Source organism: Methanobacterium formicicum DSM 3637, assembly GCF_000302455.1.
GTDB classification, from domain to species: domain Archaea; phylum Methanobacteriota; class Methanobacteria; order Methanobacteriales; family Methanobacteriaceae; genus Methanobacterium; species Methanobacterium formicicum_A.
On sequence record NZ_AMPO01000006.1, the window covers coordinates 29,979 to 53,243 of the forward strand.

Sequence of the window (23,265 nt, forward strand, 5' to 3'; positions counted from 1 at the left end):
GGTGTTGAAGAACTTGCAGGATATGCAGATGTTGCTTTGAAAACAATCCTGTTTTATTTAAATCCATTCTTGTTGGGTTCCCAGTTTAAGCATCTGTTTATTCACAGGACTTACCAGTATGATAAAATACGAATGGAAAGTAATAAATATAACTTTGAAGCAACTATTGGCGATGAATTGAGAAGTTCATTATAGGGCTCTAAGACTTTGGATAAGCATAATGTGAATTTAAATCTGAATATTGGTATAAATAAGTGATAGTCCGAATGGATTTTTCAATGAAAATAAATTCATTAAATTTTTGGGTAAGATATGGGCTAATTTAATTGTGTTAATGTTTTAGCGTAGTATTACTCATTTAATCATGAGAAATAGAAGGAGAATAAAAAAATGTTTGTACCGCCAAGCTGGTTAGAAGGACTTTTCATACAAATTGGCATGTATGTAGTTATCCCTTTAATTATTGCCACAGTTTCTGTGATAGTAATATCGAGAAGATCGAATCGCAAAAAAACACATCAAAATGAATCCCATCTGGATGAATCCCATCATAAAGACACTCATCATAAAGGATCACATCACAAAGACGCCCAATTGAAGGAATCACATCAGAAAGAAGCCCATATGGATGAATCTCATCACAAGCGATCAAAGCGCAGGGGATCAACAGACTGGGGATCAAAAATTATAGTATTTGCTTTTGCCTTTATTGTAGCAATCATAATAGTGTACCCAATTGGCTGTGTATACTGGTTCTATTCATATGAAGTACCCTCTATACAGGAAAAAACAATCACAGTTCAAGGATGGGAACCCCGGCCTGGAATAATTCCTGATAATAATGGTATGATGACTATAAGCAATGCAGACCAATTATTGCTAGTCACAACGGACAATGAAGGTTTCTTTAATATGGAAAATTTCCTGTTTGGTAAATTTAATACAAGGGATATTTTCAACAAGCTAAAAGTTGGGGGAACCTACAAAATCAAATATTATGGCTGGAGAAATGGATTTAATAGCGGATTTCCAAATATACTGAGTGTTGAAGAAGCAATAAATGAAACAGGTGCCAAAAATAACAATTATGGTAACTATTTCGGCACAAAATTCGCAAGCAACTTCCAATGATTAACACTCTTTTTTTAAATTCTTTTTAAATTCTTTTTAAAATGGACTACATAGTTTTCAGGGTGTTATCACACTCTTTGTGGTAAAAAATATTTGAATTAGTGATTAAATACAAATTAGGGATTAAATTAATATTTTTGGAAATACAGCAGCCGATTTCTTAGTCTGAATGAAAAATTTATTTTTATAAACATACTAATATCTTAATAAAAGAATAACTTAATACAAAGTTGATTTGCAAATGATTTGCCCACATGATTATATAATCACTATGAAAAAAGGATAAGAGGTAATTCATGAAAAAAACAACTAATAATAGGCAAAAACACGCTCCTCATGCAGACAAAGCCAATGGAGAAAGTTTGGTGCTTGCAAAGATCGCTGCGATGCCCGGAAAGTATCGTGCCATGGGGGAGAGGCTCCATAACCTCATCAAAGCCAGTTCACCAACCCTCTCAGCAAGGACCTGGTACGGGATGCCGGCATATGCCAAGGATGGTAAGGTCATCTGCTTCTTCCGCGGCGATGCGTCTGAGAGATACATGACACTGGGCTTTACTGAGGGAGCAAAACTTGATGAAGGCAACTTATGGTCCACTTCCTTCGCTTTAAAAGAGTTGACTGTCACTGAAGAGATGATGATCACTTCTCTCGTGAAGAAAGCTGTGTCTGAGGACTGAACTTGCCACTTTCCCCTGGAAATTGTCGTAGTAGTCTTAGGGACTTAATATAATTCACCATGTTAGCTTAAAAAAATAAGCCATTCTAACCCCACTTTCAACTTTTTTATTTCATTATTTAGGTCCAGGACTGTATCAAAAAAAATCCCGTTATTCTGTCTGTCTTGGTAGTTTCAGAATATCATCAACTGAAAAATTAACTTGTGAACTTTTCACATTTAAGTAATTGGCACAACTGTCATGTGACTTATTTTTAATTCATAGGATAGGGCTAGGGAGTATGTGTCCTGAACCCTACTTTTAAGCATTATGTCCTACGTGAGGTCCTAGTTTCCGTATGGTTTACTTTGTTTATAACTGGACATGTGTAGACTTCCTTAACTGGCTGATTTATGAAGGTTACTGGTAACTATAAATAAAAAAAGTGTAAAAGTTATACTATGAATTTTAGAGAGGGGATATTATGGATTTGAATATGTTATGGCTGGTACCTGTAGCTTATTTTGTACATATTTTAGAAGAATCCCCAAGATTCGTGCCCTGGGCAACCAGATATCTTGGTGCACCTGAAACATTTGGGCAGTTTGTTCTGGGAAATGTTATTTTCATGGCATACGTCATCGTAGCCACATCACTTGCAATCTTCTATCCCAACGAAATAACACTGATTATTGGATTATCCACCGCTGCATGGATATTTTCAAACTTCCTAATCCATGCATACTACACCCTACGCACAGGTGAATATTCTCCGGGTGTTGTGACTGCTGGTGCAATATACGTCCCGGTTTCATTGTATGTTTACTACAACTTCCTGGGATCTGGATTACTAAACACTTTGGATCTGGCACTGTCGGTTATCATAGGATTTGGAATTATGTACATACCAACCATGATACAGCAAAAGAGAAAGGGGAAAATATAGGCGGACTCTTATTGTTCTAAAAAGAATTGAGGGATCTAAACTCAAATAAATTCTAATTTAACATTAAACTAATAATTTATGGCTTAAAAATTCCCTTAATTCTTTTAAATCCTTTTTTTTAACTTAACACATAAGTAAGGAGATATTCATGGTTACAAAGACAAAAATTAAAATTAATGACAATAGCGCATTACGGGAAATATTAGATTCAGAATATGAAGTTTCATCTCAAATCAGAATGTGTAATTATGCTTTAAAACTATCAACACATATTTTAAAATTAGTAAACTATATTGAACCTGAAAATCCTGTTATTAAGGAAGGCTATCTGATAAATGAGGCATGGCAACGCGGAGAAGTTCGCATGCATGATGTTAGGCAGGCTGGTTTTAAAATTCACAAATTAGCAAGGGAGTCGGAAGATGAAGTAATTCAAACTGCATTAAGGGTTGTGGGTCAATCTATTGCAACCGGACATATGAAAGAACACGCAATGGTGGCGTCTGATTATGCAATTAAGGTGATAAATCTTCTTTACCCGAACCAAATAGAAAAGGTTACTGGAGAACGATTATGGCAAATAAAGCAGCTGCAATCAATTCCAAAAACACGATAAATGAATTAAATGACCTTGACCAGCCATTTTAATCTATGTATAGGGATTGCACATTTTTATTTTAAATATTATGTTGGTAAATAGTTGGAAATCAATGTAAATAGTGCGAATGCGGAAATAAGCACCAGTGCTGCTAATCTGGCTTCTCCATGTTTGTGTGATTCTGGAATTATTTCTTCTACAGTAACTGTTAACAGTATCCCTGCAGTGAAAGCTAAAATAGAATATTCCACAATGGGTGACTGCCCTTTAACCAGTAAATAGCCAGCAGCTGCACCTATTAAAACTGGAACACTTGCGGAGATGAGTAAAAGAATTCGAGTTTTCCTTTCAATTTCCTTATCTTTCAATGCAGCAACAGTGGCAAAACCTTCGGGTAAATCTGCTGAAACTACACCAACTGCCAGTAACAGGCCCAGGTTTATAGATACCAGTGCCCCGGTTCCAATCATTAAACCATCAGTAAACGAATCAATGGTGGTGCCTACAAAAATGGCCCATGCAGCAGTGGACTGGCTGAGATCACCACTTTTTACCTGCATGTAATTTATTAGCTGGTCCAGAATGACAAAAAACACACCGCCTGCCACAAATGCCAGGATTACGATCCAGGGAGTAGTTGCATTTAAAGAACGTGGAATTAATTCAACACTTATTACTGCAAGAATAATTCCAGTGGCGGCATGCAATGCTAAACTTAGATTCTTTTTACTTATTTGAAAGAATTCAGCAGTAAGACCACCTGCAAAAGTTCCTAAGACCGGTAATAAGGAATACAAGAATATTACCAGCAGTTCGTTCATGTTTATCCCTTTTCTAAAACCATTTACTTTCAAGTAATAATTTATTAATTTATACACAAATAATTATTGACATCTTTACCATTCATTAAAATGAAAAAATTATCAATTCAAGTTTCGTGTATTCTAAAAATATTAACGAAAAAAAAAATTAGGATATTAAGATAATTAAGAGGGAGATTTGATGGAAAAAGTACTGGTTGTGGGATCCGGAGCTGGAGGGGCTACTGTTGCCAAAGACTTGGCAGAAAAGGGGATGGATGTCACTATCTTCGAAAAGGGTAACTGGATAAATGCTGCAAAAGCTTATCAGTGTTATGACAACATGGATGTGGGTGTAGAACTTCTCAAAGCCACCTGTGTTGGTGGAACTACCCTGGTTACAGCAGGTAACGCAGTTAGAACTTGTCAAAAAGAGTTCAAAAATATTGGGATTAATATTGACCATGAACTTCTGGAAGTAGAGCGTGAACTTAATGTAAATACACTTCCAGACTCCCATATAGGAGAAGGAACGAGAAACATCGTGGAGGCTGCTTCAAATTTGGGCTTGAAAATGGAAAAAATGCCCAAATTCATTGATCCTTTAAAATGCATACCTTGCGGGCAATGCTTTCTGGGATGTCCAAGACATGCCAAATGGAGTGCTTTAAGTTATCTTGAAGAAGCAGAGAATTCTGGAGTAAAGATCTTATCAAACACATCTGTTGAAAAGATTATAACAAAAAATGGAGTGGTTCAAGGGGTAAAAACTGATGAGAAAGAATACTATTCTGATATGGTCGTATTATCTGCAGGGGCCATTGAAACTCCCCGGATACTTGTTAGATCTGGTCTGAATGCTGGGGAGCAATTGTTTGTTGATACATTCATAACAGTGGGAGGTATCCTAAAAGACATCAAGTTTAACAAAGAAGTGTCCACGAATTCCCTATGGAAAGGTATTGATTTCATTTTAACACCCCATTATACCAGCACAACTGCGGAAATGTTAAAAACAACAGGATATGGTGCGAATGATATTCTGGGAATGATGGTGATGATCAAAGATGATAGATCTGGAATGGTTACAGAGACTGGAGTGGTTAAAGAAAATACTGCACACGATGTTGGCCTTTTAACTGAAGGTTCTGCCGTTGCTGGTGCAATTCTTGAAACTGCAGGAGTAGACACCAGTACTATTGTTTCAACTCCGGCTAGAGGTGCTCATCCTGGGGGTACTGCAGCTATCGGAGAAGTAGTGGACACCAATCTAGAAACTGAGATAAATGGTTTATACGTAGCAGATGCCAGTGTTTTCCCCAGTTCTCCTGGATCTCCACCAGTTCTCACCATCATGGCTCTTGCAAAAAGGCTTGCTAAATATTTAAGCGAAAATTAATGAATATATCATCTAGTTAGTTGAATATGGGAGGGGTTCTTCTTGATAGTGAATACTTTTTTGTTAATCAAGATGAACAATAATCGTTAAAGTGATTAATAATTGAAAATTCAGAATGTATGCCACTCTTCACTCCATTCAGCCATTGGGCGAGTTATTTTATGTAATTGTTTACCTTTTTCCGTTAGAGAATATTCCACTTTAATGGGTGAATCATCAATGATATTTTTTTCAATTATTCCATAATTAACCATATTTTTTAATTTAGAGGATAAGGTCCTTGAACTGATCCTGGGCAAAGCCTTTGCTATTTCGTTATATCTTAAAGGCCCATTAGCCATTACCAGTTCTCTAACAATTAGCAGAGTCCATTTATTCCCGATCAACAGTATTGTTTTCTCCACCGGGCATGCTATCTCTTCAAAACCATCGGGATATTTCAATTCACTCATTTTATCACGTTAGATTATCTTGAAACTAGGTTATAATACCAACTTTACCAGTTGATACTTGCTTTATCCTTGGATACAGGCCCTATATATACTTTACATTATACAGTTACTTTAACTATTAATGGAGGATACACAGTTATGAATGAAGTAGTGAAATTTTTAGATGAAAATCCAGTAACCTACGTTGCAACCATTGGTTTGGATGGTAAACCCAAAGTCCGACCATTCCAGTTCATGCTTGAAAATGGCGGAAAACTCTATTTCTGTACCAACAACCAGAAAGATGTTTATCAACAGATCCAGAAATTCCCATATATTGAAATCACGACTTCTAGTCCTGATTTTAGGTGGATAAGGCTCAGTGGTAAAGTTGTATTTTCTGAAGATATTGAAATTAAAAAGGCAATAATTGACAATAGCCAACTGGTAAAGTCACTCTATCAAACTGCAGATAATCCTATATTCAAGATATTTTATCTTGAGGATGCAAAAGCAACAATTGCTGATTTTTCAGGTGAACCTCCTAAAGAGTTCTTGCTCTGATCTGTTTTTTTAAATTTTTAATTATTTTTTAAAATAGTGATCCATTACATTTTGAGGTGTATTCTTACACAAATTTAGGGTCCTGTTTGCATCTGGATATAAGTATTCCATCGCATATTGAACATGTCTGCCATTGAAGATGCTATTGCTGGACTGGGAATCCACAAGGCTACAACTTTGTTTAGATCCAGGATATCTTCATTAATTTTAGGGAAAACGATCAACAACTCTTTCTCATCCACCACCACGTACTTAATGGGCGGTTTTCCAGAGACTATCATCTCAGGTTGAACATCCTCAAATGATCTAATAAGGTTAATTTCACCTTCACTGGTCTTTATAACATCCCCCGCAATAATTCGAAAACTGATCTGGTTTTTTTTAGCTTTCAAAATAATGGGCTTGAGAGATTCAATTTCTTCAGGAAAATATAGATCACCCGTCATCATAACGCTTTTTTTAGCTCTGGACACCATATCCACTGATTTGGCAGTAATGCTCTTTTTGCCATGAATCAACCATACTCGAGGTATCTCCTTTTTTATCTGCTGATCATACATCATGGACATTTCACTGGATAAGGAGTCAATTTCACCCATAAGATCAGACTGCATTCTGTCAATAACCATCCTTGGATCGCAAGCTGTGAACAGTTTAGGACGTCCCTGATCCACAGTTATCCACCCGTCTCTTTCCAGCTTGTTTAAAACATCATAAATTTTAGTCCTTGGAATATTAGCTTCTGAAGCAATAGTTGTAGCATCAACCGGACCAAAATTCGTTATAACAATGTAAGTCCTTGCACCATAACTGGATAAACCCAGTTTTTGCAATGATGATACCATCTTCTCATCAAACATCATATTCAGTCACCTGTTCACCTATTAAAGTTACATTATATTTATATGATGTTCATGTGAATTTAAAACTATATGACTAAAAGGACTAATGAACTGGTTAAGAGTATTAAAACTCGTGGAATGACTTTTAGAACTGGTTAATAGTGTTAGAACTAATGAAATGGGTAATGGGTAATAAAGCTGGTGAAGAGTAATAAATAGTGGAAGGGGTTAAGATGGAGAAAATGGAAGGAAATAACTCAACAGAAGAAGTGAACAAAACCGTGGTCTTACTTATTGCTACTTTGGCCACCTTTTTAACTCCATTCATGGGAACTTCCCTGATCATTGCCCTTCCCACAATTTCAGGTGATCTGGCAGTTAATGCCATCCTTTTAAGCTGGATTTCAACTGGATATATTTTAACATCAGCCATGTTTGCAGTGCCCCTTGGCAAAATTGCCGATATTTATGGAATGAAAAAAGTTTTCACCTATGGAATAGTGATTTTAACCATCTCCACCATCCTGGCTGCACTATCTCCTTCAGCTGAGTTTCTTATAATAATGAGGGCCCTTCAGGGTATTGCCAGTGCAATGATATTTGTCACTGGTCTGGCAATGATAACATCAGTATTCCACCCCAAAGAAAGAGGTAAAGCAATAGGAATCAACCTCACGGCAGGATATGCAGGGTTGGTCCTGGGACCGGTACTGGGTGGTCTGTTAACACAGTACTTGGGATGGAGAAGTATCTTTTACTGTATTGTACCACTCTGCTTACTGGTTCTGGTTCTGGTTCTATGGACAATGGAAGGAGAATGGGGTGAATGCAAAGGAGAAAAACTGGATAAATGGGGAACCTTACTCTACATCCTAATGTTATCACTGGTTCTGGTTGGATTTTCAACAATAACTGAAACATTTGGAATTATAATGGTAGTCTTAGGAGTTATAGGTTTCATTGGCTTTATTCTCTGGGAGTTAAGGGTTGAAAATCCAGTTTTGGAAGTGAAATTATTCTTTGAAAATAGAAGGTTTGCGTTCTCTAACATGGCAACCTTAATAACCTACATAGGTACCTTTGCAGTGAGTTTTCTTTTGAGTTTGTACTTGCAATACATTAAAGGATATGACCCGGAGATAACTGGCCTAGTTATGGTTGTTCAAACAATTTTCATGGTAATTATCTCACCGGTATCTGGAAAACTTTCTGATAGGTTCGATCCTGGAAAACTGGCTTCACTGGGAATGGTAATTATTTCCATTGGTCTATTAATCCTTTCATTAATTAACGCTGAAACAAGTTTGTACACTATAACATTAGCCTTAGCATTAATAGGAATAGGAATAGGAATATTCTCTGCTCCCAACACAAATGCCATCATGGGATCCGTGGAAAAAAAGTACTTTGGAGTATCTTCTGCAATTCTAGGTACAATGAGACTTTTAGGCCAGACCTTTGGAATGGGGTTAATTTTACTGGTATTTGCAGTTTATATTGGTTCTGTTCAATTCACTCCACAAAATTATCCAGAACTGCTAATGAGTATTAAAGTCACCTTTGTTATTTCCGTAATTTTAAGTGTAATAGCGATTTTCGCATCCTTAGCTCGAAATAAGAAATAATTTATTCTTTTTTCATGTGACTTTTTTAAATCATGTCATTTTTGAAAAATTATTTTTAAAATATCTACTTTTGAAAATATTACTCAATATAACTCTTGCACTATGCAAGTATTTATACTATGAAAACTATACTTGCATAAAACAACTATTGCGCTATGCAATAGTACTATCTTTCGAGGTAAAATCTGAGGCAAAATATTTCGAGGTAAAAATTATGGAAAATAAAAACGAAAAAACCAACAGTAGAATTGAGATGATAACTGGAGATCCTAAAAGGGCTATAAGAAAACTCTCCTTTCCCATGATGTTAATTATGATCCTGGTTATCAGTTACCAGGTAGTGGATAGTATCTGGATAGCAGGATTAGGTGCTGATGCACTGGCTGCACTGGGCTTCATCACACCACTGTACATGATAATAGTAGGATTGGGCCAGGGTTTAGGAGCTGGCAGCACATCACTCATAGCACGTTCCATTGGTAAAAAAGACCATGAAACAGCAAGTAATGCAGGAATGCATGCTATTTTAATCACGGCCGTACTTTCAATTGTTCTCCCTGCCATCCTTCTTTTGTTTTTAAACAACATATTAATAGCAATGGGGGCCAGTTTGGTACTGAATCTGGCAACTGAATATGGGCAGATCGTGTTTATCGGATCATTCGCCCTGCTATTTAACTTGGTTGGATCCAGCATCCTCCGTGCCGAAGGAGATATGAAAAGAGCAACCTATGCCATTGCCCTAACCAGCATCCTGAATATGATTATAGCCCCCCTATTTATCTACACTCTGAACATGGGAATTAAAGGGGCAGCAGTGGCCACAGTACTATCCTCAACCATAGCTGCAATTGCCATTTTTTATTGGATCTTGGTTAAAAAAGACACCTACATCACATTTAAACTGGAAAAATTCCATTTCAATATGGATATTATCAGGGATATACTGGTGGTAACTGTGCCTGCAAGTGTGGAACAGTTTATAATGTCTGTGCTGGCTATTGGAATTAACTGGATCCTGGTTATGGTTGCTGGAACAACTGCAGTTGCTGTATACACTGCTGGATGGAGAATTGTATCCTTTGGAATTATCCCAGCACTGGCAATAGAAACCGGTGTTTTAACTGTTGCGGGCATAGCATACGGTGCAAGAAATTATAAAAATCTGAAAATAAGCTGTAATTATGGTATAAAACTGGGAGTACTCATATCCATAATTTTAGCAGCGGTAACTTATATTTTCGCCCCAAACATCGCATGGTTATTTTCATATTCTGCAAACAGTGCAGATCTAACTCCAATGATAGCAGAATTCCTCAGAATATTCTGTGTATTCTTCATAGCCATTCCTTTCGGGCTGGCATCTACAGCAGTATTCCAGGCCGCAGGAAAAGGAACAACCTCATTAATCATGGTTATCATAAGAGATTTAATCATGTCTTTATCGGTAGCTTACCTTTTAGGAGTTATACTGGGCTGGGGTGAACAGGGTGTCTACTGGGGAATAGTAATTGGAGTTATTATTGGATCAGCCATAAGTTATCTGTATTTTAGATTATTTTTAAGAAGATTGGATAACGAAAAAGCCGATGAGGTGAATTTAGCAAATCAAAAGAAGGAAAAGATCAGTGATAGCTGATTTTTTCACTTTTTTTCTAAATACTTAAGTTTTTTATAAAGTACTTAAAAATATTAAATAAGATCACAGAATACAAATAGGATGGTAAAATGAGAGAAAGGGGTCACCTATCCGAGAAGGAAATTTCGAAAATGTCACTGGGGTCCCTGATAAACACGGTTAGCAGGGTGCATTTAGCCTTTTTATTGGGGAAAATCGAAGAATTAGGTATTACCGGGGGTCAATTCCAATTCCTTTCCGGATTATCTCGTAAAGATGGGATCACCCAGGAAGAACTCTCCAACAGATTCCATATGAATCAAAGTACCATAGCCAGAGCATTGAAAAAATTAGAAGATGCAGGTATGGTCCAGAGAACTGTTGATGAGAATAACCGCAGGCGTAACATAATTACTGTCACCAGAAAAGGACAGGAAACTGTAAATGAAATAAATAAGATGGAATATGAATGGGAGAACAGGTTTAAATCCTTATCATCAGAAGAAAAAGATCAACTAAAAAATCTTTTAAGGCCCATGGCCACAGAATCAATTGATTTAATGTACGAATTCAGGAAATAAGTGTTTTTTAATAAAGAATTTAAATAAAAAATAGCTGAAAATAGATATTTAATAAAATAAAGAATTATTAATTATAGAATACCTTAATTCAGTTCATCAGGTGATTGGAATTCACATTAGGATGATATTCACCACTTATTTTAATTTATTCTCTGTTTGTACTTTGCTTCTTTAAATATGATATCAAATTTTGTTCCTTGACTGTTATCAAGTTCAATTTGGCCGTCTAATTGTTTAGTTAATGATTTTACTAATTGGAATCCTAATGTCCTGTCGCTTAGATAGTCTTCAGTTGATAAGCCAATGCCGGTGTCACTGATTGTCATATGTACATGATCTTCCAGTAATTTGAGTTTCACGGTGAATGTTCCAGTTTTTCCATTGGGAAATGCATATTTTAAAGTGTTAGCTGTTAATTCATTTACTATCAATCCACATGGCATGGCTGTTTCTAAATTTAGTTTTATGTCACCAATTTCAGTTATTAACTTAATCTGCTCGGGATCAATGTTATAAACATGGAATAGATCGTAGATCAGGCTTTCCAGGTAATCTTTAATTGAGATATGAGTTATGTCTGAGGAGTGGTAGATTTTTTCATGAATACCAGCTAATGCTTTAATTCGTGTTTGTGCATCTTTTAAAATGTTTATGGTTTCTTCCTCTTTAACATAGTTTGTTCTCATGTTATGAAGGCTTGAAATGATTTGTAGATTGTTTTTCACTCGGTGGTGTACTTCACGCAGTAAGGTGTCCTTTTCCTTGATTAATTGCTGAAGCTCTTTTTCAACCAATTTAAGGTCTGTAATATCTCGACCTATTCCCTGATATCCCATTAACTTTCCCTTTGATTCTAAAGGGATAATGTAACATTGATACCAGTGTATTTCATCATTTTTAAAGGTAAACTTACCAATTATATGATTTTCTGCAGATAATTTTGCCATCAGTTTAAAAACCTTTTCACGACCAACATCTGTTTTTCCCCGAATAAAGGTTCCAATACCCTCCAAGGTAACTGCTTTAATAATATTCAGATCATTACCAAAATCTCTTTCAAAAGCTTCATTACCCAAAACAATTTTTCCTTTATTATCAAAATAAACAATATAACCTGGATTTGAGTTAAATAATGCCTTATACTTGAATTCGTTTTCTTTTAAGAGTTCTTTGGCCTTTTTGTATTTAGTCACATTCATCAGCACTGTGGCTATGAATAGCTGTTTTTCAGATTCTACAATTACCTTTTCAATAGTTATGTTGATTTTTTCGCCATTTGGCTTTGTTAATATTCCTTTAGTGACTTGTGAAGGTTTTTTCCAATCGATTTTTCCCCATTCTTCAATCACTGGTCTTTGGGATTGAAAATCAATTTGAAATTCTGAAATGTGTTCATGTGGTATTTCTGTAGAATAACCCGTAATATCAATAAATTCTTTATTAAACTCAATAATTTTACCATCTAAATCTGTAATAACGACCGGTTGCGAAGATCTGTCAATAGATATGGTATATTCTCTCATTTAAGCCCCCATTTACTGCTATTCCATTTAAATAGTGTAATTTTTAATGCATTTTAAAGGTTTAAATTTGTTAATATTAGTTCATACCTACTTTTATAAATTATTACAACTACCGTGAAAAAATTTAAAGAAATAATCATTAAATTATTTCTAGTTTTTCTGTATATTGGCTTTAGTCGTATAATTTTTATTTATAAGTTAAAAATGTGCCAGAATTTAATAAAAACTAAAAATATGGGATAATATTAACTTTTCCAGTTGTAAAAAATGAATAGGGGAATTATGGTTACGATATTTTTATATAATAGTTAGTTTGATAAAACTAATTAATAGGATATTTGAGGAGAATCTATATGCAAACTACTAAAGATTGGAACCCTGAACTCTATTTGAAGTTCAATGAGGAACGAACTCAACCTGCAAAAGATCTTGCAGCAAGAATAAATATTGAAAATCCTGGAAAAATAATGGATGTTGGTTGCGGGCCTGGAAACAGTACCAATATCCTTTCCAGCAGATGGCCTGAGAGTGAACTCGTTGGAATAGATAGTTCAGTTTCCATGATAGAATCAGCCATGAAAAATTATCCGGATATCGAATGGAGAATCGAAGATGCCACTAAAATGGAAACTGAAGAAAAATATGACATCATATTCTCAAATGCCACCATCCAGTGGATCCCGGACCAGAAAAAATTAATATCAGATCTGGTTGGAATGCTGGAAACTGGCGGTGCTCTGGCAGTGCAGGTTCCAATGTACCACAACATGCCAGCTAGCCATGTAATAGATGGTGTATCATTAACTGGAAGATGGAAAGAACTGACCAGCGGGGCCAGTGATGCTTTCACATTTCACTCCAGTGATTATTACTACCACATCCTATCATCTCAGGTAAAATCCATCAACATGTGGCAAACCTCCTACTTCCATATAATGCCATCCCATGAGAATATTGTTGAAATGCTTAAAAGCACCGGAATGAGAAAGTTTCTGGACATGCTGGAAACCAGAGAAGAAAAACTAGAGTTTGAAAAAGATGTTTTAAAGGAAATTAAAAAAGCATACTCATCTCAAAAGGACGGAAATGTATTGTTTCCATTTAAAAGGCTTTTCTTCATTGGGTACAAGTAAGGAAGATTTATAGGGAAACTTCTCACCTCCAAATATTCAAACTATATTCTGTTGGTGAGAATTTTCCCTCATGATCAGTAGCCTCTTTCCCTCATGATTAGTAGCCTCCCTACTCATAACCTGTGGCATCATTAATCCAGAAGTTATCTCGTAATCAATTAAGATAAATACTCCATTTACCATATTATTAAAAAATAAAATCCCTAATCCAATCTACCTAAATTAGCTATATTTGTAAATGGAGGTTTCTCCTTTGAACCCTGAACAAATTGTTAAAACATTCAATGTTAAAACAAATATCCCTTTCTCGGATAAAACAGAAGATCCATCGGTTATTGACATCTCAGGTCGCATAAATATACAATTCAGTGAAGAACTGGATATGAGCACGGTTCCCGATGGAATAAAACTTTACAAAGTTAAACCAGATGGAACCCAGCAGGATGTGGATGTTAAAATAAATGTGGATGAGAACTCCCCATCTGTTCTTTATATTAATAAATCTGAGGCGATTTCAGAAGGTGAAGAGTATAAACTTTCCGTAACGCGCAAAGTGAAATCAGTAAATGGAACCTCCCTTAATGAAGATTTTGTTAATTATTTTGTTGTTGATTACTCATTCAACTTGGAATCAGAGGGTATTCCTGATTTAAACAATGAAAGAAACCTGATACTGTGCATAAGTGACCTGCACTTGGGCGCAAATGACAGTTACGCAGAACTCACCAAAAACAGGGAAGCACTGGTTAATTTCCTGGAACAGGTTAAAAATTCCCCTAATGTAAAGGAACTGGTCATCGCCGGTGACTTGATTGACGAATGGTTCATCCCCATGCATCTGGACACATTCAATGGGAAAACGCAGCGGGATTTCACCAAGGCAGTAGCATCTAACAACAAATCAGTGATGGATGCCTTTAACAATATAATTAAAGAGGGTAAGGTAAAACTGACTTATGTCCCTGGAAATCATGATTTATTAATAAATTCAGAGGATATTCAAAGCATTTTACCAGGAATATCTGAAGCTCGCGATGTTAGGGGTCTGGGAGCATATACTCCGTCTGATTTTCCGGAAGTTATCATTGAACACGGACACCGATACAACTTTTACTGTGCCCCTGATTATTCCAACCGGGCTTTAACCCAAACCGATACCATACTACCCCCAGGATACTTCTTCACCCGGATGGCAACCAGCTCAGTTATCCAGGGTCGCCCAAAACTGGATGTTACATTCCCTCCGGTTAATAAAAATGAACTGGGAGAGGTTCAATTCCTTTACTTCCTTTACTGGAATGTTTGGAAAGGCCTTATCACTGATTTCCCGGTAAATCAGGGACTGGATGAAAAAGTCATAAACACACAAATTGATGGATTCACGGACTATTATGCCATCAATGATGTCCTGCCATACCAGAACTCAGAAGATGATTACATTGATGTAAACCTGTATAAGGGGATTGTTGAAACCTGGGATGAACGGCAGGATAAAAATTTAGTCAATGTGAAAATTCCAACAGATGAAGCAGTTCTTAAGGGAGCATTCGCAAGTCACCTGGATGATCAATCACATGTGCAATTTTTCAAAAATCCTGATTCGGATAAAAAGATTGTTATATTTGGACATTCCCATGAAGCACGAGTTATAACATCTTTCAATGAAAAACAGGAAAAACAGGTCTATGTTAATTCCGGCACATGGGTTGATCTAAATAAGTGCACCATGACCTTTGTAGCCATTATACCCCCACAAGGTGAAGACTTATCTTTAACTTTTGTAAATCTTTATCAATACAGTCCAAGCGGGGATATCAAAAAGTTAAAGTCAGAAGCACTCCAGATCTGAAACTTCTTAGGGCCTGTATGAAAAAATAGCCCTAAAAATCAATCCTTTTTTTTAACTTTTTATATCCCTTATTTTTTTTATATCCTAAACTAAATTCCCACAGATGATTAATCTTCTTTATGGGTTCCTGGAGTAAGCCCGGATTAAAAACCTAACAAATCAAGTACTTTCTTCTCAACATGCCTGTTTTGACCTTTATAGGGGAAATTGTGTGGATAGAGTACTGGATTGAAATTCAGTTCGATAATGCTGTGGTTGTTTGTATCTGGTTTTGCTTTCACATCCTGGATGATCATATCAACCCCACAAATTTTTGCACCCACTGCCTTTGCTGCCTTCTGGGCTATTATTTTATAATCCTCACATATATCATCTGTAAAATCAATACTATCCCCACCTGTACTGATATTGGAATTTTCCCTGAGATATACAATCTCATCCTCCTCGGGCAAGTAGTAAACATCCTTCATTTGGGAAGCCAGGTTATTTTTTTCTACTGAACCTAATTCAATCTTTTCAAGTGGGGTTATGTGTCCTTTTCCTCTTCTTGGATCTTTATTTTTTTCATTAACCAATTCTTTGATGTTGTGTGTTCCATCCCCTGTTACATTTGCTGGAACTCGGTGCATTACTGCCACAACTTCATCCGCAATTACTAAAAATCTATATTCCTTGCCTGGTATGAATTCTTCAATCAAGACATAGTTAGAATAGCTTAGTGCTTCTTCAATGGATTTAATATAATCTTTTTTTGATTTTAAACCCTTAACTATGGAAACTCCATCTCCAAAATTAGCAGATTTAGGTTTAATCACAATATCCTTACTTTTAAGGTTCAAATATTCTTCTAAAGCTTCATCGGTCCGGTTAACTGTAATGCTTTTGGGCACGTTAATGTGGTGTTCTTTAAGAATTAACTTGGTTAACTCCTTGTTTTCCATGATCAATGGCACTATATATGAGTCTGCAGATGTTTTGGTGGCCTGCTTAACATATTCAACCCGCATACCTTTTTTCAGGCGAATGAAATTGTCATCCCAGTCCAGCACTTCAACCTCAGCATCCCTTCTTAAAGCTTCCTCTATAACAATTTGAGTTGAAAGTTCAAGTCCTTCATAGTTTTTTAACATAATTTCCTTCTCCTGAATTGTGGTTGTTGGAATAAGTTATAATCAGACTATTTAAGATCGTTTTTTAGCATAGAACTATTTAGCATTATTTTTAGCATATTTTATTCCAAATTCTAAAAAATTTTCATTATTTTCTCTCATTTCCTGATTCATCATTTCAGATGGCAATAGGGACATATCAAGAAGTTTTTGGTGTTCAGTTTCCACGCATGCTCCATATTTATTATTTTTAGTGCTGCTGTCCATCAGTTCAGCTATCTTTTTAAGCTTTTCAAATATTTCCTCTCCCCATGATTTGAGACTAATTTTGTTACCATCGTACTGTTTGAGGATTAAATCTTTTTTTCTTCCAATAAGTGACACTAAATGGTGATTTAAGTTTATCAGGTCATGTTCCTGGTCAGTTATGGGAGGGCTTTGTTCAAACAGGCAAAAGTGCAGGAAAACATGGAGGAAATGCATCTGGTCTATGTTTAAACCCAGTTTATGGAAAGGGTTTAAATCTAAAATTCTGACTTCCACGTATTTAACACCCCTTTTTTCCAGTGCATCCAGTGGAGTTTCCCCGTTACGAATGGGTTGTTTTAATCGAATTAAAGAATAAAATTCACTTTCCTTCTGTAGAACGTTTCCATTGAGTTGTATTTGAGAACCGTTTCTATAAATCCCCAGTTTTGAATATTCTTCATCCTCAGTTGACAGCATCCTGTGAATCTTTGTGGAATACTCCTTTAAACTATTGAAGTATATGTTTTCATTTTTAAGGCTGTTTGAATAGCCAAATCTACTTACACGTAGAGATGTTGCATATTGGAGGCAGTTTTCAATGATATTTTCAGGATCAGGACAGCATTTTTGAATGAGCATTAGTTCCTTTTTTATAACTGGATAATAACTGGAATGGCAGAATGGTGATGCTCCAAAAAGGTAAATTAATATCCAGCTGTAGCGTAGAAAGTTTCTTGCCAGCCCAAAATGTATTTCATCAATGAACAAACGTTTATCCTTCTGATTTCCAAATTTTTCATATAAATAGTTGATCATTTCATTGCCAAAAGAAAAATTATAATGAATTCCTGATATCATCTGCATTTTTTTACCATATCGCAGTGCTAAGCCATTTCTATATATTTCCATATCTTTTCCATTTTCACAATCCGGAAATGATGCAATGGGAATTTTTTCTTCATCTGGAAGATTTGGAGGCATACTGAGTGGCCATAATAGTTCATCACCAATGCCATTTTCGACTTCAAAGTTTATTGTTTTTAAGGAATCATACACTTCTTCTGCGCAATTGAAGGGTTTAGTTATCATTTCAATCTGACTTTCAGAAAAGTCATTGGTAATACGGGGATTTTTGGTTTTATTCCCGAATACCTGAGGATGAGGAGTTAAAGCAAGATCACCAGTTGAAAGAACCCTCTGACACTCTTTTTCCAGACCAAAATTACCTTCTACCAATAATTTTCCTTTGTCATCGTTTAAAAAAGACTTTGATATTTCTGAAAAGTCCCAGCTCATAAAATCCTCTTTTCCTATTTTTTTTATCAGAATTATTTTACAGAATAATTTACCCGTATTTTAAAAAACAGTGAAAACTTTCTTATATATTTGATTACTATTAATCCTTTCATAAATTATCGATAAATTTTTTAGTTGAAGTGCTGTTTTTTAGATAATTGAAGTGCTTTTTTTGGTAATATTACATGATTAGTTACTCATTTATTTTCTTAGATATGAAGAACTGCAATATAAAATTAACGATAGTTATAAGAACGCCTCTTAGATTAACATGAATTTAAAACAAGTTGTGTATATCATCTGCCGATCAAGCTTGTTGTATAAATCAACTGGCAATCAACATTGTTTATAGATGTACTGTGTATCAACCGTGGGTGTAGATCAATATTTAACTATAACTAGGATGAGACATGTTTATGATTAAGAGGAGTATACTTGAATAAAAATACATGGAATATTGAATCAAATGTCTGCGAATAAATGAGAACGAACTGGGGAAACTAATGGAACAAAAATATTTGAAAAATGAATACAGAGCATACAAATCCTTGATAAGCAAAAATAGGAGACAACTGATGGTATTTCTCAATCATTTAACTGCAGACAGTAGGGTAAAACAGCCAATAATGGCTAATGATTGGGATGAGGGTTGCTGTTCTGTTATAGTACAGGTTACAAATAATCATAACGTGGTTGCATTCCGGAGAGATGCAAAATTCCCGGCTGAGTTAATAATTACACAGAAATATTTTCATGGGAAAAAAGCAGCAGTGGAATACAAAATCAATGGAGGTCTATTCTACCATACTGTAATAACTGATAATGGCTGGATTATTGCCAGTGGGGGTATTGGAACAATTCGTAATCATGAACTAATGTCCCTGGCTGGTCAAATAATGGAAAATGGAACAATAAACCAGGATTCCATGGAAAAAGCCCAATCTATCTTAAGGAGCATGTGCGTGGGACACTTCCTAATCAAAAGCCCGGATAATTATGTTGGATCTGCAATCTGCTGCAAAAATACTTCATTAACCAAACTGTTTAAAATGAAGGATGGAGATTTTGTCAGTGTGCCCAATGCACCACAGTTTTACAGAGATGGGAATTTCACCGAGTTTAACAGTGATCCTCTTGCTGCTGCGGCTAGGATAGCAGGCACAGATCTTTGGGGAGTCAACCGGCGTAATGTAATATTTCAGGACGTGGAAAAAAACCCAGATAACACCCTGATCCAGGTTTGGGCATCATTTGATAATGGATCACTGATTGATAGAAACGAGGGTAAAGGCGGGCCGGATAATATACAGTTTTTAAAAAATCCCCTCATTCCTGGTGAGAACTTACCCATAATACCTGAAATGACTAAAATTGGTGATATAAACCTGATGGAAGGTTAATGGATCAGAAGTCGCTTGATTACGTAAAATCCCCAAAAAAATTAATTAAATAAATTTAATTAAATAGATATCATATTTTTTTATCCATTCCAACCTCAGATTTTCCATCTGTCTTGAAATTTTCTTTATATTCAACCATTTCAATCTTACAACCTGATCCTATGGTTATGTTGTTTCCTCGCACTACCCTTGCAGTGGTATTTTCAAGATAAATATTATCTCCTTCAATTACATCTGCAGTGAGTTCATTTTTCCCCTCAGACATTATTTTATTTTTAATACCTAAAAAACTCAGCTTCCCGCTTTTTTTAACTGTAATATCAGAACCACCTATTTCATTCACTTTACTGGGCCAGTACAGGTTTATTCTTAATATATCTCCATTGAGCATTCCCTCAATTGTGAAACCACCTTCTAAATTCAAGATTTCAGTATTAAAATCTTTTCCTACCAGTATACTTCCCTGGATTTTGGCTTCATCCACCAGTAAATCTCCACTGACTTCAAATTCTCCCTGGACTTTAACTTTTTGTGCATTTAAATCGCCTTTAACGATTGTTTCACCCTTTATGCTTACGTAATCCGCAGATTTTACACTGCCGTCCAGCTGGCCTTCCCCATACACTTTAAGGTTAGAGCATTCCACGTCTCCGTGGATTATGCCTTCACCCATTATACTTATCCGGTTAAATTCACCGCCGCTTGAAATTCCAGACCCGTAAATCTTCAGGTCTTTCCTTTTTTCCATCATAATTCCTCCGTTTCGCATATGTCAGGTTCATATAATTTTTAATCCTCTTTCCAGCTAAAGGTTGCTGTACCCAGACCAAAGAGTACTATTCCCAGTGCTGCAACTATGGCCAGGTCGGTTACCGCATCCCCTGTATTTCCAGTTATCATGGAACTTCTGAGGCCCTCGCTCAGGTAGGTTAGAGGGGATATCTTGGCCAGGTACTGTAGGAACCAGGGCATGTTATCCACTGGTATCAGGGTCCCGGAGACAAACATAAGGGGGAAAGTGATTACTCCCACGGCATTCATGGCTGATTCTTCATTTTTCACAAAGTTAGCAACCAGTATTCCAAATCCGGCGAAGAGTGCAGTTCCAACAACTATTAACAGCACGCTCACTACGTTGATCTGGGGGTGAATGTTAAATGCAAATGTTGCCAGTAATAGGGCCACTGCCAGCGATAAGATCACCAGTATGGTCCAGGTGGTGATTCTGGAAGCAATCCATTCTTTACTGGTTAAGGGTGTGGTTGAAAGTTTCCTGAACACTCCAGTGCTACGTAACCTGGCCACTGTCCCCACAGACATATTTGCTGCTGCAGACATGATGGTAATGGCCAGTATTCCTGGAAGAAGGAAATCAAAGTAGTTCATACCAGAAGTAGCAGCTTCCTGGGAGTTCACGGTGATGACTTCATGGGCACCGGAAATTTTCATGTTGAAACCATTGGCCACCTGCTGAACCACTGAAACCACGGCCATGGAAGTTGGTTTAGACTTATCATAGTACACATTAACCCCAGCAGTGCCTATGGACTGCTGAGTAGTGCCTATGGATTGTTGAATATTCTGACCAAAACCCTGGGGTATAATCAGGTACGATGTGATCTTCCCATCTTTCAGCATCTCTTCCAGATTCATCCCTGAACCATCTTTTAGCTGGACTGCCCCGGTAGATCCCATGGTCTGGATAAAATTACTGGACATGGATGAACCATCGTTATCATGATAATAAAGGGTAACTGTGTCAGATTGACCTCCAAATATGTATCCAAATAAAAGGAAAAGCACTATGGGGAAGATGAACATCCAGAAAATATTCATCCTGTCCCGGAATGTCTCTTTCAGACTGTACTTAATATCGGTGCTGATCCGTGACATTTATTTACCCCCTTCTGAGAGTTTATCACCAGTTAAATTCAAGAATACATCTTCCAAAGTTGCTTTTTTAACATAAATTTCTTCACATGCAAGTTCATTTCGATTAATAATAGATAAGGCCTTTGACATACATTTTGTCCCATTTTCTTCAGCTAATTTTATAAAAACATTGTTCCCCTCAATTTTAGACTCAGGAATGGCCTCGATTAATTCATTTTTGGCAATTTCCTCGCATTCCCTGATTATGAGGGTGTTACCACCACCATGGTGGTTAATTAAGTCTTCTGGTGTTCCTTCTGCAATTATCTGACCATTGTGCAGCACGTTCACCCGGTCTGCCAGGTAATGGGCTTCATCCATGTAATGGGTGGTGAGAAATACTGTCTTTCCCTTCGTTTTCAAGGCTTTTATTGCATCCCACACATCACGCCGGGCCTTGGGATCAAGGCCGGTAGTGGGTTCATCAAGGAAGACTATTTCCGGATCATTTACCAGGGCTATGGCAATTCCCACCCGTTGTTTCAGGCCTCCGGAGAGATCTTTAAACAGGGTGTTTCTTTTATCAATCAGGCTCAACATTTCAATTAGATCATCCACGTTGGTATGGGTAGGGTACATCTGGCCAAAATAATCGATGTTTTCATAAACTGTTAACCATTCAAATGCATTAAAATCCTGTGGAAGCACACCAATTCTTTTTTTAACTTCCATCTCATCTTTTTTAATGTCAAATCCCAGGATGGTAATGGTTCCTGCTGTTAAATTTTTCAGGCATTCCATCATTTCAACAGTGGTGGTTTTACCTGCACCATTAGGTCCAAGAAAGGCGAATATCTCCCCTTTTTCAATACTGAAAGATATGTCATTTACTGCTATGAAATCCCCGTATTTTTTAACCAGAGATCTAACTTCAATCACGTTATTAGTCATGTTATCAAATTTTCCTTTGTTCTGCCACTGAAGATTCATTGTGCATTTTAAAGCTGCTGTTATATTCTACCAGTTCTATTTTGCATCCTGGACCCAGTTCGATTGTATCGCCCCTTACCACTTTGGCCTGGGTATTTTCAAGGTAAATTTCATCTCCTTCAATGGTTTCAGTGTTCAGTTCTTTTCCTGCTCCAAAGGGCATGATCATGCCTTTGAGGCCAAATATGTCATATTTTCCTTTTCTTTTAATTGTGATCTTTGAACCACCAATTTCACCGGCTCGGGATGATCCGTGTAACCTGAGTTCCAGTTCATCGGCATTTAACAGCCCGTCAATTCCAAAAGTTCCCTCGATCTTTAAAAATTCAGCATTGCAATCTCCCACAACACTGATACTACCATAGGTTTCCGCCTTTTCTGCGGATAAATTACCTTTAATATCAGTAGTTCCATTAATTTTCATCTTATTTACTTCTAAATTACCTTTAATGGAATTATTACCATTCACTCTCAATTGATCTGTCGTAACATTTCCATTTAAGTTGCATTGTCCATTTATTTTCAGATATATACACTCAAGATCACCGTCTATCTTTCCACTTCCGTTAATGTTTACAGAATTATATTTACCGCCACTTGCACTTCCATGACCATTAATTCTCAAATCACTCACGATTTCCATAGGTATC

The 23,265-nt window shown here is 36.5% G+C and carries 22 protein-coding genes; 12 read left to right on the top strand and 10 right to left on the bottom strand.

Translation table 11 applies throughout. The features are described from left to right. The first annotated feature begins 390 nt into the window (after window positions 1-390). The 4 genes from A994_RS07560 (at window position 391) to A994_RS07575 (ending at window position 3,352) form a co-directional block, all read left to right on the top strand. Window positions 391-1,131: a hypothetical protein gene (locus tag A994_RS07560; protein WP_004030823.1), complete on the top strand. Its 741-nt coding sequence runs from the start codon at window positions 391-393 to the stop codon at window positions 1,129-1,131. 296 nt (window positions 1,132-1,427) lie between these two features. Beyond that, window positions 1,428-1,811: a DUF1801 domain-containing protein gene (locus tag A994_RS07565; RefSeq protein WP_004030824.1), complete on the top strand. Its 384-nt coding sequence runs from the start codon at window positions 1,428-1,430 to the stop codon at window positions 1,809-1,811. A 463-nt stretch (window positions 1,812-2,274) separates the two neighbouring features. Continuing rightward, a complete protein-coding gene (locus A994_RS07570; RefSeq protein ID WP_004030825.1) occupies window positions 2,275-2,736 on the top strand; it encodes an HXXEE domain-containing protein in 462 nt (153 codons plus the stop codon). A 148-nt stretch (window positions 2,737-2,884) separates the two neighbouring features. Continuing rightward, on the top strand, window positions 2,885-3,352 hold the full coding sequence (locus tag A994_RS07575) for a putative immunity protein (protein ID WP_004030826.1): 468 nt from the start codon (window positions 2,885-2,887) through the stop codon (window positions 3,350-3,352). 68 nt (window positions 3,353-3,420) lie between these two features. On the opposite strand, the gene A994_RS07580 is transcribed toward A994_RS07575, so the two are convergent. Further along, window positions 3,421-4,155 carry a ZIP family metal transporter gene (locus A994_RS07580; protein ID WP_004030827.1) on the bottom strand — a complete coding sequence of 245 codons (735 nt, stop codon included), beginning with the start codon at window positions 4,153-4,155 and terminating at the stop codon, window positions 3,421-3,423. Window positions 4,156-4,336: 181 nt separating this feature from the next. Here A994_RS07580 and A994_RS07585 point away from each other — a divergent pair, with 181 nt between their 5' ends. After that, window positions 4,337-5,533, top strand: a complete 1,197-nt coding sequence (locus A994_RS07585) for a GMC family oxidoreductase N-terminal domain-containing protein (RefSeq protein ID WP_004030828.1) — start codon at window positions 4,337-4,339, stop codon at window positions 5,531-5,533. A gap of 110 nt (window positions 5,534-5,643) precedes the next feature. On the opposite strand, the gene A994_RS07590 is transcribed toward A994_RS07585, so the two are convergent. Beyond that, the gene (locus A994_RS07590; RefSeq protein WP_004030829.1) at window positions 5,644-5,985 is read right to left on the bottom strand and encodes a winged helix-turn-helix transcriptional regulator; all 342 of its coding nucleotides are present in this window, start codon (window positions 5,983-5,985) and stop codon (window positions 5,644-5,646) included. 138 nt (window positions 5,986-6,123) lie between these two features. Here A994_RS07590 and A994_RS07595 point away from each other — a divergent pair, with 138 nt between their 5' ends. Continuing rightward, window positions 6,124-6,528: a pyridoxamine 5'-phosphate oxidase family protein gene (locus tag A994_RS07595; protein ID WP_004030830.1), complete on the top strand. Its 405-nt coding sequence runs from the start codon at window positions 6,124-6,126 to the stop codon at window positions 6,526-6,528. Window positions 6,529-6,602: 74 nt separating this feature from the next. Here A994_RS07595 and A994_RS07600 read toward each other — a convergent pair whose 3' ends face one another. After that, window positions 6,603-7,388, bottom strand: coding sequence for a TrmB family transcriptional regulator (locus A994_RS07600; RefSeq protein ID WP_237739721.1), 786 nt, complete (start codon window positions 7,386-7,388; stop codon window positions 6,603-6,605). Window positions 7,389-7,612: 224 nt separating this feature from the next. Here A994_RS07600 and A994_RS07605 point away from each other — a divergent pair, with 224 nt between their 5' ends. The 3 genes from A994_RS07605 (at window position 7,613) to A994_RS07615 (ending at window position 11,194) form a co-directional block, all read left to right on the top strand. Beyond that, a complete protein-coding gene (locus A994_RS07605) occupies window positions 7,613-8,995 on the top strand; it encodes an MFS transporter (protein ID WP_048204163.1) in 1,383 nt (460 codons plus the stop codon). A gap of 214 nt (window positions 8,996-9,209) precedes the next feature. Next, complete coding sequence (locus tag A994_RS07610; protein ID WP_004030833.1) at window positions 9,210-10,634, top strand: MATE family efflux transporter; 1,425 nt, start codon at window positions 9,210-9,212, stop codon at window positions 10,632-10,634. Between the two features lie 89 nt (window positions 10,635-10,723). Continuing rightward, complete coding sequence (locus tag A994_RS07615) at window positions 10,724-11,194, top strand: MarR family winged helix-turn-helix transcriptional regulator (RefSeq protein WP_004030834.1); 471 nt, start codon at window positions 10,724-10,726, stop codon at window positions 11,192-11,194. A gap of 140 nt (window positions 11,195-11,334) precedes the next feature. Here A994_RS07615 and A994_RS12920 read toward each other — a convergent pair whose 3' ends face one another. Beyond that, on the bottom strand, window positions 11,335-12,717 hold the full coding sequence (locus tag A994_RS12920; protein ID WP_004030835.1) for a PAS domain-containing sensor histidine kinase: 1,383 nt from the start codon (window positions 12,715-12,717) through the stop codon (window positions 11,335-11,337). 353 nt (window positions 12,718-13,070) lie between these two features. On the opposite strand from A994_RS12920, the gene A994_RS07625 reads away from it, so the two are divergent. After that, window positions 13,071-13,850, top strand: a complete 780-nt coding sequence (locus tag A994_RS07625) for a methyltransferase domain-containing protein (RefSeq protein ID WP_004030836.1) — start codon at window positions 13,071-13,073, stop codon at window positions 13,848-13,850. A gap of 253 nt (window positions 13,851-14,103) precedes the next feature. Continuing rightward, a complete protein-coding gene (locus tag A994_RS07630; protein WP_004030837.1) occupies window positions 14,104-15,699 on the top strand; it encodes a metallophosphoesterase in 1,596 nt (531 codons plus the stop codon). Window positions 15,700-15,842: 143 nt separating this feature from the next. Here A994_RS07630 and gshAB read toward each other — a convergent pair whose 3' ends face one another. Together gshAB and A994_RS07640 are read right to left on the bottom strand one after the other, a co-directional pair. Then, entirely contained in the window at window positions 15,843-16,862 is a 1,020-nt protein-coding gene (gene gshAB / locus A994_RS07635; RefSeq protein ID WP_337465998.1) for a bifunctional glutamate--cysteine ligase GshA/glutathione synthetase GshB, read from the bottom strand. A gap of 42 nt (window positions 16,863-16,904) precedes the next feature. After that, window positions 16,905-18,353 carry a glutamate--cysteine ligase gene (locus A994_RS07640; protein ID WP_004030839.1) on the bottom strand — a complete coding sequence of 483 codons (1,449 nt, stop codon included), beginning with the start codon at window positions 18,351-18,353 and terminating at the stop codon, window positions 16,905-16,907. Between the two features lie 503 nt (window positions 18,354-18,856). On the opposite strand from A994_RS07640, the gene A994_RS07645 reads away from it, so the two are divergent. Next, window positions 18,857-19,753 (top strand): hypothetical protein, encoded by an 897-nt coding sequence (locus A994_RS07645; protein WP_004030840.1) that lies wholly within the window; start codon window positions 18,857-18,859, stop codon window positions 19,751-19,753. A gap of 70 nt (window positions 19,754-19,823) precedes the next feature. Here A994_RS07645 and A994_RS07650 read toward each other — a convergent pair whose 3' ends face one another. Genes A994_RS07650 through A994_RS07665 form a run of 4 tightly spaced genes read right to left on the bottom strand, consistent with a single transcriptional unit; the run spans window position 19,824 to window position 23,258 of the window. Further along, window positions 19,824-20,501, bottom strand: coding sequence for a polymer-forming cytoskeletal protein (locus A994_RS07650; RefSeq protein WP_004030841.1), 678 nt, complete (start codon window positions 20,499-20,501; stop codon window positions 19,824-19,826). A 41-nt stretch (window positions 20,502-20,542) separates the two neighbouring features. After that, entirely contained in the window at window positions 20,543-21,646 is a 1,104-nt protein-coding gene (locus A994_RS07655; RefSeq protein WP_004030842.1) for an ABC transporter permease, read from the bottom strand. Next, window positions 21,647-22,615, bottom strand: coding sequence for an ABC transporter ATP-binding protein (locus tag A994_RS07660; protein WP_004030845.1), 969 nt, complete (start codon window positions 22,613-22,615; stop codon window positions 21,647-21,649). Continuing rightward, on the bottom strand, window positions 22,581-23,258 hold the full coding sequence (locus tag A994_RS07665; RefSeq protein ID WP_004030851.1) for a polymer-forming cytoskeletal protein: 678 nt from the start codon (window positions 23,256-23,258) through the stop codon (window positions 22,581-22,583). Before A994_RS07665 ends, A994_RS07660 begins: the two co-directional genes overlap by 35 nt. Window positions 23,259-23,265 lie beyond the last annotated feature (7 nt).